Origin of the sequence: Accumulibacter sp., assembly GCF_032229525.1 — a bacterium.
Taxonomy (GTDB): domain Bacteria; phylum Pseudomonadota; class Gammaproteobacteria; order Burkholderiales; family Rhodocyclaceae; genus Accumulibacter.
The window spans coordinates 40,806-53,605 of the sequence record NZ_JAVTWB010000253.1 but is presented as its reverse complement, the minus strand read 5'-3'; the positions used below and the strand labels follow the sequence as shown (position 1 = coordinate 53,605).

10 protein-coding genes are annotated in these 12,800 nt (G+C 62.9%); 7 read left to right on the top strand and 3 right to left on the bottom strand.

What is annotated here, in order from left to right; genetic code table 11:
* Positions 1-33: 33 nt before the first annotated feature.
* Positions 34-777 carry a 30S ribosomal protein S2 gene (rpsB, locus tag RUW20_RS19970; protein WP_313953972.1) on the bottom strand — a complete coding sequence of 248 codons (744 nt, stop codon included), beginning with the start codon at positions 775-777 and terminating at the stop codon, positions 34-36.
* 342 nt (positions 778-1,119) lie between these two features.
* Between rpsB and map the strand changes: the two genes are divergently transcribed.
* From map to RUW20_RS19935, 7 genes are all read left to right on the top strand, one after another.
* Positions 1,120-1,923, top strand: a complete 804-nt coding sequence (gene map, locus RUW20_RS19965; RefSeq protein ID WP_313953971.1) for a type I methionyl aminopeptidase — start codon at positions 1,120-1,122, stop codon at positions 1,921-1,923.
* A 3-nt stretch (positions 1,924-1,926) separates the two neighbouring features.
* Positions 1,927-4,515, top strand: a complete 2,589-nt coding sequence (locus RUW20_RS19960; protein WP_313953970.1) for a [protein-PII] uridylyltransferase — start codon at positions 1,927-1,929, stop codon at positions 4,513-4,515.
* Between the two features lie 519 nt (positions 4,516-5,034).
* A complete protein-coding gene (locus RUW20_RS19955; RefSeq protein ID WP_313953969.1) occupies positions 5,035-5,478 on the top strand; it encodes a hypothetical protein in 444 nt (147 codons plus the stop codon).
* 34 nt (positions 5,479-5,512) lie between these two features.
* Positions 5,513-5,851, top strand: a complete 339-nt coding sequence (locus RUW20_RS19950) for an HPr-rel-A system PqqD family peptide chaperone (RefSeq protein ID WP_313953968.1) — start codon at positions 5,513-5,515, stop codon at positions 5,849-5,851.
* A complete protein-coding gene (locus tag RUW20_RS19945; RefSeq protein ID WP_313953967.1) occupies positions 5,848-6,765 on the top strand; it encodes an HprK-related kinase A in 918 nt (305 codons plus the stop codon). The genes RUW20_RS19950 and RUW20_RS19945 overlap by 4 nt, the downstream gene beginning before the upstream one ends.
* Positions 6,758-7,903: a nucleotidyltransferase family protein gene (locus RUW20_RS19940; protein ID WP_313953966.1), complete on the top strand. Its 1,146-nt coding sequence runs from the start codon at positions 6,758-6,760 to the stop codon at positions 7,901-7,903. The genes RUW20_RS19945 and RUW20_RS19940 overlap by 8 nt, the downstream gene beginning before the upstream one ends.
* A gap of 115 nt (positions 7,904-8,018) precedes the next feature.
* On the top strand, positions 8,019-11,114 hold the full coding sequence (locus RUW20_RS19935) for an error-prone DNA polymerase (RefSeq protein WP_313953965.1): 3,096 nt from the start codon (positions 8,019-8,021) through the stop codon (positions 11,112-11,114).
* 31 nt (positions 11,115-11,145) lie between these two features.
* On the opposite strand, the gene rimO is transcribed toward RUW20_RS19935, so the two are convergent.
* Together rimO and RUW20_RS19925 are read right to left on the bottom strand one after the other, a co-directional pair.
* Positions 11,146-12,471: a 30S ribosomal protein S12 methylthiotransferase RimO gene (gene rimO / locus RUW20_RS19930; protein ID WP_313953964.1), complete on the bottom strand. Its 1,326-nt coding sequence runs from the start codon at positions 12,469-12,471 to the stop codon at positions 11,146-11,148.
* A 119-nt stretch (positions 12,472-12,590) separates the two neighbouring features.
* Complete coding sequence (locus tag RUW20_RS19925) at positions 12,591-12,797, bottom strand: hypothetical protein (protein ID WP_313953963.1); 207 nt, start codon at positions 12,795-12,797, stop codon at positions 12,591-12,593.
* Between the last annotated feature and the right edge of the window lie 3 nt (positions 12,798-12,800).

The following is a 12,800-nucleotide window of genomic DNA, read 5'->3' as shown; positions in this document are numbered from 1 at the left end:
GTTTCCGGGACGCACGGCCAAGGCAGGCGGCGATCAGCTGTCGTCCGGCTCTTCGATGAACTCGTCACCCGAAACGGCTTCGATGATTTCCTCGACAAACTGGTTACGCCCTTCGAGAACCGCATCGGCAACGCCACGCGCGTACAGACGGATGGCACGTGAAGAATCATCGTTACCCGGGATCACATAGTCGACGCCTTCAGGCGAATGGTTGGTATCAACCACCGCCACGACCGGGATACCCAGTTTGCTGGCTTCGGTGATGGCAATCTTGTGGTAACCGACATCAATCACGAACAAGGCATCGGGCAGCGTGACCATATCCTTGATGCCACCGATCGACTTGTGCATCTTGTCGAGCTCGCGCGTGGTCATCAGCGCCTCTTTCTTCCCGAGCCGCTCAAGAGAACCATCTTCAACCATGCCTTCCATTTCCTTCAGGCGCTTGATCGACAGCTTGATGGTCTTGAAGTTGGTCAGCATGCCGCCCAGCCAACGCTGGTCGACGTACGGGGAAGCGCAACGCGCAGCTTCCTCGGCGACGATTTCGCGAGCCTGACGCTTGGTTCCGACGAACAGGATGTTGCCCTTGTTGGCAGACAGCTTGCGCACGAAGGACATCGCTTCGTTATATTTGGCAAGCGTACTCTCAAGGTTGACGATGTGGATCTTGTTGCGGGCACCAAAGATGTACGGCGCCATCTTGGGATTCCAGAATCGTGTCTGGTGACCGAAGTGAACGCCGGCCTCGAGCATCTGACGCATTGTGGTAGACATATGTTTTTACTCTCAATATCAGGGTTGGACCACCATCCGCCCAGCTACAGTCTGCCGTGTTTTTTCTGGCAGACACCCTTGAACAGGCGAATGTGCGTAATAAGGCGTACCACCTTGGCACACCTGGCGCACCATCAGGGCACGCTTTCCGGTTTTGCTGACGCGGGCCAGCAAAACCGGGCGATGTTACCACCAAGCGCGGCGAAAGTTCAAATCCGAAGGCACTTTTCAGCCCGACTGTCGACGAGCTGGCGAGGCGCGCCCGGGCCATCGCTCAAATTGCCTAAGCCCCACGCTTCCTTTATTCTTCGTTCCTCCCCACCTTGGCGCTGACCTGAACGCATGACCATTACACTGAAGACCCCCCAAGAAATCGAAAAGATGCGCGTCGCTGGCCGCCTGACGGCGGAGGTGCTCGACTACATCACGCCGCACATCCGATCGGGCATCACCACCGGAGAGATTGATCGCCTCTGCCACGACTACATGGTGGATGTTCAAGGTAGCATCCCGGCGCCGCTCAACTACGCCCCACCGGGCTACAAGCCTTATCCCAAATCAACCTGCACCTCGGTAAACCATCAGGTCTGTCACGGCGTCCCCGGAGACCGGCAACTGAAAAACGGCGACATCCTCAATCTTGATATCACCGTGATCAAGGATGGCTATCATGGCGACAGCAGCCGCATGTTCCAGATCGGTGAAACCTCGGTTCAGGCGAGACGGCTCTGCGAAATCACCTTCGAGTGCCTCTGGCTCGGTATCGAACGGGTCAAGGCCGGCGCACACCTGGGCGACATCGGTCACGCCATCCAGCAGCAGGCAGAGAAATCCGGCTATTCGGTGGTCCGCGAATTCTGCGGTCACGGCATCGGCGCCAAGTTCCACGAAGAACCGCAGGTTCTTCACTATGGCCGCCCTCACACCGGCATCCGGCTCGAAACGGGGATGGTCTTTACCATTGAGCCGATGATCAATGCCGGCAAGGCGGCGATCCGCACCATGGCGGATGGCTGGACCATCGTTACCAAGGATCACAGCCTGTCCGCGCAATGGGAGCACACCATCCTGGTCACCGAAACAGGTTACGACGTTCTCACCGTATCCGCGGGTACGCGCCGGCCACCAGACGGGATCGGGTCCTGACGCATGGATGTCGACACGGACACGGTCGATCCTTTAGCTCTGATTGCCCACTATCGCTCCCATTTGCAACTGGGCCAGGGCGAAATCCGCGCCCGCTATCTTGCCGGCGGTGATGCGCCGCGCCTGCTGCAGGAGCGCTGCCGGCTGATCGACAAAGTCCTTTGCGACCTCTGGCGGGCCCTGGACTTGCCTGCCTCACTGGCCCTGCTCGCCGTCGGTGGCTACGGGCGAGGCGAACTCTATCCCGCCTCCGACGTCGACCTGCTGTTTCTTCTCCCGGCAGCGCCCGATGACGTCTTGACCGCGCAACTGGAGCGAGCGGTCACTCTGTTCTACGATATCGGTCTGGAGATGGCGCCCAGCGTGCGCACCGTTGACGAGTGCTCGCACGCGGCTGCCGGCGACCTCACGATCCAGACCGCGCTGCTCGAAGCTCGCCTGCTGATTGGCAGTGAGACGCTCTTTCGCGAGTTCTCGACGGCACTCGAAGAGATTCTTGACCCGCATGCCTTCTTCGAAGCCAAACGAAGCGAACAGGACGAACGCCACCAGCGCTATTACGATACGCCCTACAGCCTGGAACCCAACTGCAAGGAAGGCCCAGGCGGGCTGCGCGATTTGCAGATGATCCTGTGGATCGCCAGTGCAGCAGGATACGGCAACACCTGGGATGATCTGGCGCGCTACGGTTTCCTCACTCAAGAAGAAGAAGAGCAATTGAAGGGCTGCCTCGGGTTCCTGCAGCAGTTGCGAACCCGGCTGCACATTCACGTCGGCCGCCGTGAAGACCGGCTCCTCTTCGACTACCAGACGGCGCTCGCCGAACAACTGGGCTACAAGGCAACCCCTACGCGCCGAGCCAGCGAGTATCTGATGCAGCGTTATTACCGCACGGCGAAAGAAATCACGCAGATCAACACCATCTTGCTACTGAATATCGGGACTGCCCTATCACCGCTGCCGGATCGGCCACCACGGGCGATCAATGACCGTTTCCAGAATACCCACGACTTGCTCGACGTGGTCGACGAAGAAGTGTTCCACAGGGAACCTGCTGTCATTCTCGACGCTTTTCTGTTGATGGAAAGGCACCCCGAGTTGCAGGGCATGACCGCGCGCACGCTGCGAGCCCTCTGGCACGCCCGCACACTGATCGACGACAACTTCCGCCGAGACGCCGGCAATCGACAGCGTTTTCTCGAAATCCTGCAGCAGCCGCGCGGCGTCCTGCATGAGCTTCGACGGATGAACCAGTTCGGGATCCTTGGGCGCTATCTACCCAATTTCGGCAAGATCGTCGGCCAGATGCAGCACGACCTGTTCCATGTCTATACGGTCGACCAACACATCCTGCAGGTTCTGCGCAACCTGCGCCGCTTTCTCGCCGACGAGTTTACGCACGAGTACCCCTTGTGCAGCGAATTGATCGGCGACTTTCACCGCCCCTGGGTCCTCTACATCGCCGCCATTTTCCACGACATTGCCAAGGGCCGAGGGGGCGATCACTCGCAACTGGGCGCCGTCGATGCTGCCGAGTTCTGCACCAATCACGGCCTCGACGCCGACGACAGCGAACTGGTTGTCTGGCTCGTGCAACAGCACTTGCTGATGTCCACCGTTGCCCAGAAGCAGGACATCTCCGACCCGGACGTGGTCGGCGCCTTTGCCGCGACGGTCAAGAATGAACGCCACCTGACGGCGCTCTATCTGTTTACCGTGGCCGATGTCCGCGGCACCAGCCCGAAAGTCTGGAATAGCTGGAAAGGACAGTTACTCGAACAACTGTTCAGAAGCACCTGCCGCAACCTGCTCGCCGGCGGCGACGTACCCGTCCGGCAAGGTCTGATCGAGGAACGTCGGCAGGAAGCACTGCGCCTGTTGCGCTATTTCGCGCTTGCCGACGCGGTCCACGAACGCTTGTGGAAGCAACTTGACACCGTCTATTTCCTCCGTCACTCCGCCGAGGAGATTGCCTGGCATACCCGGGCCCTGCACTATCGGACGAACGTCGAACAACCGGTGGTCAAGGCGCGCCTCAACCCGCAGGGCGAGGGGCTGGAGGTCATGATCTACGCGCGGGACCAGCCCGACCTGTTCGCGCGCCTGGTCGGTTTCTTCAGCCGGGCCGGTTACACCATCGTCGACGCCAAAATCCACACCACCCGTCACGGCTACGCGCTGGACAGCTTCATGCTGCTCGACCTCGGCGAACGTGACAGCGATCGCGCGATGATCAGCTACATCGAGCATGAATTGACCGACCGCCTCGGTCAGCAGTATCCGCTGGAACCACCGGGTAGCGGGCGTATTTCGCGGCAGGTAAGACACTTCCCGATTCAGCCGCTGGTCACCATCGAGGCGGACGAGAAAGGCTCGCACTACGTGCTTTCGGTCAGCGCCGCTGACCGCCCGGGTCTGCTCTACACCATCGCCATGACACTGGCCGCCCATGGCGCCAATCTGCATACGGCAAAAATTTCCACTCTCGGCGAACGGGTCGAGGACACCTTCCTGATCAGCGGCGGCGATCTGGGCATGACCGCCAGCCGCATCCGGCTGGAAACCGAGTTGCTGGAACGTCTGAAACTCTGACGGCGCCTGCCGTCCGCGAGCGAATGCTGGGGAGTTGCGGTTCGCTCAGGCGCCAGGGGCAGCCTTCACCGGCAACGGGCAGGGTGTCGGTTTTTTTTACACCCGGGCCGTTCCAGGGCTTTTTCGAAAACCGGAGAGTCGCGATAAGGCACTGATTGTTATGCGTTGTTATACCATTATTTGATTTATGGTATGGAATTTGCTTTGTACGTCATGAGACGCCATTTGGTAACAGCACGCCCCGGGTTGGCGAGCGGCCCATTCAGCTTCCTTCGCTGGATCGTGACGCAATCCGCAGTCGTGATGCAACAGGAAAGCGAGAATGATGTCGTCCGGGCAAGCATTGCCCGCCGTAATGATCATCGTGACTGGCTCGAGAAAACTGGGCTAGAATCAATGAATCAGGGCTCTGCGGCGACAAGCTGACCAGACGGCCATGCGGGTTGTGAAAATCGAGCAAACGCAGACGTCGATCGTGAAATGGGGCGACCCGGTTCAGAATTGTTTTGGAGAGGCACCATGAAAAGCATGAACTCAGCTGACGAAGCACCGGAATCGATGAATGTATCGCCCGGGGACGAAGCGCTCGGCGGAGTGGCGACTTCGGCTGCCGACGCCAAGCGGCGGCGCTTGGTGCGTGGTGCAGTCGCGTTCGCGCCACTGGTGCTGACCTTGCGCAGCGGGGCGCTGGCGGCGGCCTCGTGCACCGGCGCCAGAGTGGTCAGCCTTGGCCTTAACGGTACTGGCAGCGACCCCCAAACCCCCTCCAGGATCGCCGCGGGCGACGTGTGCGTCAAGAACCTGAATGCCTGTCCAGGCACGACTACCAAGGTGCTCACCCCCCCTCCCGGCACTCCGCTCAACTATCAAATCGCCGACATTAACAAGAAGTGCCCAGCCTTTGCCAACAATACCGTTGCCATTTTGAGTTCCCAGTCCGCTGGATCGATGGGTATTCACTAGCGCTCCCGACCGGTAGCCTGTCGCGAACACCCTATTGAACCATCCCCACCCTACGGGATCGCCCGTAGCAGGCGCCGAGCGCCTCGCCACGACGTCTCTGGGCTGCGCCCTGGAATGGCAAGCGTGGGACGACCTCTACATCGTCTATCAGCCTTCATCCGCCGAAACCCATGTCTTCAACGAGACCACCGCATTGATCCTGAAATCTTTGGAACAAGGTTCGCGCTCGACCGCAGGGGTGAAAGACTGGACCGAATCCGCCCTCGGCGTCGCTCCGGGCGGACTTGCCGCAGACGATTTCTCATTCGCCACACAGAGGCTCGAGGAACTGGGCCTCGTCGAGTACCTGGACGACGCCAGCGCCACTCGATGATCGTCGGTGACCTGAGTCGCCGGGAGCTGGGAGAACGCCTGGCAGGAGAGGGGCTCGCGCTCCAGTTCGGCCCCTTCAACCTCCGTATTCGCTCCAACCTCGACTCCTTCGCCACGCACGCACACCAGCTCTACGAACCGTACCCCCTGCCCGATGCGACCGAGATCGTCGACTTTCACGTCCAGATCAGCGCACCCAGCGGACTGCGCCGATGGGTTCGCCGCCAGGCGTGTTTCGGCGTCGATGGGCAATTCCCCTTCGCCCCTTATACCGTCGAACACGCTTTTCCGGCGCTCGAATGGGGTATCAACTGGTGCGTGGGGACGCGTGCGCATTACCTGCTGATGCTGCATTCGGCGGGAGTCGAGCGCGATGGCCGGGCGATCCTCTTTCCCGCCTCGCCGGGAGACGGCAAGTCAACGCTCTGTACGGCGCTGGTGCACTCGGGATGGCGCCTGCTCTCCGACGAATTCGGCCTGGTGCGGCCCGAGGATGGCATGCTGCTGCCGCTGCCGCGCCTGATCCCGCTGAAGAACGAGTCGATCGAGGTGATCCGGAAATTCCGGCCGCAAGCCGTCATCGGCCCGTCATTCCTGAAGACGCGCAAGGGCACGGTGGCGCACGTGCGGCCGCCCGTGGACAGCATTCGGCGAGCACAGGAAGCGGCCCGCCCGCGCTGGTTCGTTTTCCCGCGCTGGGTCGCCGATGCGCCGCTCAGCTTCGAACCGATGCCCAAAAGTCAGGCTTTCCTGATGGTGGCGACCAACGCTTTCAACTACGAGGTTCTCGACGAAACCGCTTTTCGGCTGGTCACCGAAATGATTCGCTCCTGCGATTCCTATTCGCTGATCTACTCCGATCTCGACGAGGCGGTCGGCGCCCTCGACGAACTTTCCCGCGCAAGTGATGGCTAAGCGGGACGACCCAACCCGGCGCGCCCGGCGACTCCTGCTCGAAGCGCTACGGGCGCCCGAGCAGTTGCCCGCCCTGCCGCCTGCCGACTGGGAACTGCTGCTGCGCGTCGCCCGGCGCGCCAGGGTGCTCGGGCGACTGGAGTCTGCACTGGACCGGGCGAATCTCCTCGGCAAACTCCCGCCCCGCGCCGCCGCCCACCTGCGGGCAGCGCGCAACGTCATCGAGCACCGGAAAACGCTGATCTCCTGGGAAGTAAACCGTCTGCTGTGGGCGCTCAAGGGCATCGAGGTGCCGCTGATCCTGCTTAAGGGCACCGGCTATCTGCTGGCCATGTTGCCGCCGGCGCGCGGCCGCATCTTCGCCGACGTCGATCTGCTGGTGCCGGAAGAGCGGATCGGCGAAATCGAGGAAAGGCTGGTCGAACGCGGCTGGTTCAAGACCGAGATCGACCCCTACGACGACCGCTACTACCGCGTCTGGATGCACGAGATTCCGCCGCTCCGTCACCGGGAGCGGGGCACCGAAATCGACATCCACCATCGCCTGTTGCCGAAAACCAGCCACCTGAAATCAGATCCCGCGCCGCTGTTCGCGGCGGCCCGGCCGCTCGCCGACCCGCGGCTACGCGTTCTTGCACCTGCCGACATGGTGCTGCACGCCCTGGTGCACCTGTTTCTCGAGGGCGATCCCGACGAGGGTCTGCGCCTGCGCGACCTGGTTGATGTCCACGATCTGCTTTGCCATCATGGTCAGGAGCCCGGCTTCTGGGCGGGCCTGGCGCCACGGGCACACGAGCTGGGTTTTCAGCGGCCGTTGTTCTACGGGCTGCGCCATGCGCAACGGCTCTTCGGCACGCCGATTCCGGCGGATGTGCTGCGCGGGCTGGCGGATGCCGCGCCCGCCTGGCCGATCGGCGCGCTGATGGATCGCCTGATTCCCCTCGCACTGCTGCCCGGACACCCGGACCATCCCTCCCGCCTGGCGACCCTCGCCCGCTGGCTGATCTATGTGCGCGCCCACTGGTTGCGGATGCCGCCGGGCCTGCTGGCCAAACACCTGTCACACAAAGCGTGGCTGCGCTTCCGTGGATTCCGCAAACGGGTGGACCTGGCCCAACTCGACCTCAAACAGCAGTAACCGACGAAACCGGGCAACAATCCTGGATCGGGCGGTGAACGACCGCGCAACCGGTGACCAACAGAAACAAAAGTCGGACACCAAGATATACTGTAAATAACAACAGTATATCGCCATGTCCAACGCCCTGCCGCTCTACGCCGAACTTCACTGCTGCTCCAACTTTTCCTTCCTGCGTGGTGCGTCACACCCGGAAGAACTGGTCGAGCAAGCGCGGGCGCTCGGCTACAGCGCACTGGCGATCAGCGATGAAGCGTCGCTGGCCGGCGTCGTACGGGCGCATCGGGCAGCCAGCGTAGCTGGCCTGCCGCTGATCATCGGCGCCGAGTTTCGTCTGGCCAAAGAGCCAGACACCGGCTGCCGGCTGGTGCTGCTGGCGCAGAACCGCGCCGGCTACGGCAACCTGTCGGCGTTGATCACGCTGGCGCGGCGACGCTCGGTCAAGGGCCAGTACCGCCTGCTCCGCGGCGACCTCGAGAAACCGGGCGACTTCGCCGGCAACAGCGGCGCCGTGCCGGACTGCCTGGCGCTGTGGATCCCGAGTGCCGGCGCCAGTGCGGAAGACGGCCGCTGGCTGGCAGCACGCTTTCCAGCGCGTTCCTGGCTGGCCGTCGAATTGCTTTCCGGGCCTGATGATGCGAAACGGCTGGCCATGCTGCTCGAACTCGCCAGGGCGAGTGGCCTGCCGGCAGTCGCCGCCGGCGACGTGCACATGCACCGGCGCGCCCGCCGCCCATTGCAGGACACGCTGACGGCGATCCGTCTCAAGAGTACGGTCTTTGCCGCCGGCCACGCCCTCTTTGCCAATGGCGAGCGGCATCTGCGCAACCGCCTGCGGCTGGCACGGCTGTACCCGCCCGAACTGCTGGCAGAAACGCTATCCATCGCCGAGCGCTGCACATTCTCGCTTGGCGAACTGCGCTACGAATACCCTGACGAAGTGGTGCCGGACGGCCAGACGGCAGCGACCTTCCTGCGCGCCGAAGTCGAAAAGGGACTGCGCCAACGCTACGCTGGCACCGTGCCATCCATCGTGCGCGAGCGAATCGAACACGAACTCGCACTGATCGGCGAACTCGCCTACGAGCCCTACTTCCTGACGGTCTACGACATCGTCAATTTCGCGCGCAGTCGGAACATCCTCTGCCAGGGACGCGGTTCAGCGGCCAACTCGGCGGTCTGTTACTGTCTGGGCATCACCGAAGTCGACCCGGCGCGTTCCAGCCTGCTTTTCGAGCGCTTCATCTCGCGTGAGCGCGGTGAACCGCCGGATATCGATGTCGACTTCGAGCACGACCGGCGCGAAGAGGTGATCCAGTACCTCTACGCCCGCTACGGACGCGAACGCGCCGCGCTGACGGCAGCGGTGATCACTTACCGTACCCGCGGCGCCCTGCGCGACGTCGGCCGCGCGCTCGGTTTCGGCGGCGCCCAGATCGACGCCCTGAGCGCTTCGCTGGCCTGGTGGGAGAAACGGGAGCAACTGCCCGCTCGCCTGCACGCGGTCGGCCTCGACCCGGCGGCACCGCGCGTCGCCAAGTGGCTGGCGCTGGCCGACGCGCTACGCGGTTTTCCACGCCACCTTTCGCAACACGTCGGCGGCTTCGTCATCTCACGTGGCCCACTGGCTCGGCTGGTACCGATGGAAAACGCCACCATGCCAGAACGCACGGTGATCCAGTGGGACAAGGACGATCTCGACGCCCTCGGGCTGCTGAAGGTAGATGTGCTGGCCCTCGGCATGCTCTCGGCGATCCACCGCGCTCTCGACCTGATCAACATTCGCTTGCCGGACGTGCCACCTGAAGACCCGGCGGTCTACGAGATGCTCTGCGCCGCCGATACGATCGGCGTCTTCCAGGTCGAATCGCGGGCGCAGATGGCCATGCTACCGCGCCTCAGACCGCGCAATTTCTACGATCTGGTGATCGAAGTGGCACTGGTCAGGCCAGGCCCGATCCAGGGCGACATGGTCCATCCCTATCTGCGTCGCCGGCACGGCCAGGAAGCGATCGAGCCGATGCGCCCGGAAATCGCCGCCGTGCTCGGCCGCACCTGCGGCGTACCGATTTTCCAGGAGCAGGTGATGCAACTGGCGGTGGTCGCCGGCGGCTTTACTCCCGGAGAGGCCGATCAATTGCGCCGGGCGATGGCCGCCTGGCGGCGTAAGGGCGGGCTGGCGCCTTTCGAACAGAAGCTGATCAGCGGCATGCGCCAGCGTGGCCACGATGAAGCGTTTGCCCAACGCATCTTTGCCCAGATTCGCGGTTTTGGCGACTATGGCTTCCCCGAATCGCACGCCGCCTCTTTCGCCTTGCTGGTGTACGTCTCGGCGTGGCTCAAGCGCCACCATCCGGCGGCTTTTCTCTGCGCCCTGCTCAACAGCCAGCCAATGGGTTTCTACTCGCCTTCGCAACTGGTACAGGACGCCCGCCGGCATGGCGTCGATGTGCGGCCAGCGACGGTGATCGCCAGCGATTGGGAAGCGCGATTCGAAGGCGCCGCCCCGGCCATCCGCCTCGGTCTGCGCAGCATCGCAGGCCTGTCGCAAGCCGCCGCCACTCGCCTGCTCGAAGCCCGAGGCGAACGGCCGCTGAGCAGCATCGCCGACCTCGCGACACGGGCACAACTGGCACACCGGGATCTTGCACTGCTCGCCGCTGCCGGTGCACTCGCCGATCTGGCCGGCCATCGTCGGCAAGCTGCCTGGGCTGCCGCCGGGGCCGCGGTGCAGCTCGATCTGCTGAGCCGGTCGCCGCCGCCGGAGGCCAGCGCCGAACTCGCCGCACCGACCGAAGCCGAGGATCTGATCGGCGATTACGCCACAACCGGCCTCACCCTCGGTCGCCATCCACTGACCCTGCTGCGTACCCGGCTGAGTGAACAACGCTTCGTCTCCGCCAGTGAACTGCAGAACGCCGCCGACCGTCAGCTCATGCGTGTTGCCGGAATCGTCACCTGCCGCCAGCGACCGGGCACCGCCAGCGGAATCGTTTTCGTCACCCTGGAAGACGAAACCGGGCTGGCCAACATCGTCGTGCATTCACGGCTGGTCGAGGCGCAGCGCCGCGAACTGCTCGGCGCACGCCTGCTCGGTGTCCTCGGGCAGGTACAGCGTGAAGGCGAGGTGGTTCACCTGGTCGCCAGGCGCCTGGTCGATCTGTCCTCGCTGCTCGGCCGCCTGCCGACGGTGAGTCGAAATTTCCATTGATCGGCCGCATGGGCCCGGACTGGAATGCCCGTCAGGCGCCGCTGGTCACGACCTCGGCGTAAAGATCGTGCTCGTCGGCATCAAGCACGCGCACGCGCAAGAAATCACCGGCTTCGGCGTCGAAATGTCCATTAACAAACACCAGGCCATCGATTTCCGGCGCATCGGCCGCCGAACGGGCAATCGTTCCTTCATCGTCAACTTCGTCGACCAGGACGTCGATTTCACGCCCGATCTTCGCCGCCAGCAATTCGGCGGAAATATCTTCCTGCAACTCCATCAGCCGCCGCCGCCGTTCCTCGCGCACCTCCTCCGCTACGGCGCCGGGCAGCGCGTTGGCAGCCGCACCGTCCACCGGTGAATAGGCGAAACAACCGACACGGTTCAGGCGCGCCGCCTCGATGAAAGCCAGCAAATCCTCGAACTCGGCTTCGGTCTCGCCGGGAAAACCGGCAATGAAGGTGCTGCGCACGGTGATCTCGGGGCAAACGGCCCGCCATGCCCGCAGGCGATCGAGATTGTTCTCGGCACTGGCCGGACGCTTCATCGCCTTCAAGATACGCGCATTGGCGTGTTGGAAAGGCACGTCCAGATACGGCAGTATCTTGCCCTCGGCCATCAGCGGCACCAGAGCGTCGACGCTGGGATACGGATAGACGTAGTGCAGACGCACCCAGATCCCGAGTTCCCCCAATGCCTCGCAGAGCTCGCGCAGCCTGGTCCGCATCGGCCGACCACCGGCAAAGCCGGTCCGGTATTTGACATCGACACCATAAGCGCTGGTGTCCTGCGAGATAACCAGCAGTTCGCGCACGCCGGCATCGGCGAGTTGCCGTGCTTCCTGGAGCACATCGCCGATCGGGCGACTGACCAGCGGTCCGCGCATCGAAGGGATGATGCAGAAGGTACAACTGTGATTGCAACCCTCGGAGATCTTGAGGTAGGCAAAATGCTGCGGCGTCAGCTTGATCCCCTGCGGTGGCACCAGACTACTAAACGGGTCATGCGGCTGCGGCAGGTGGGCATGCACATGCTGCAGCACCTCGTCGGCGGCATGTGGGCCGGTCACCGCCAGCACCTGCGGGTGCGCCTTGCGGATCACCTCTTCCCTGGCGCCGAGGCAGCCAGTGACGATCACCCTGCCATTCTCGGTCAGCGCCTCACCGATAGCGTCGAGTGACTCTTCGACCGCGGCATCGATGAAACCGCAGGTGTTGACGACGACCAGATCGGCACCTTCATACGAAGGTGAAATCAGATAGCCTTCGGCGCGCAACTTGGTGAGAATCTGTTCGGAATCGACCAGCGCCTTCGGGCAACCCAGCGAAACGAAACCGATGTTCTTCGGCTTGGACATGGCGAACCACTTGTGTTGAATAGCCCGCCAGTATACCGCCTGCTACCCGCGGCCGAGCCAACGATCAAGCAGCCACTGTCCGGCGTGCCCCTCTGTCAGTGCCGCAAGGCAGTCACACGCTACAAGCGATTGGCTCTGCCCGCCAGCACCAACAGCAGGAAGAAGCAGCCGACGACGACTGCCGCGACGCCCGCCTGCAGAAGGGTCGCCAGGGCAAAGCTGCCCAGGTAGTAATTCCCGGCAAGGCGCACGACACCCGCGACAACGCACAGCACCAGGCCACCGACGCCAAGAGCTCGCCCCAACAACAGCAGAAGACCATCCATTTC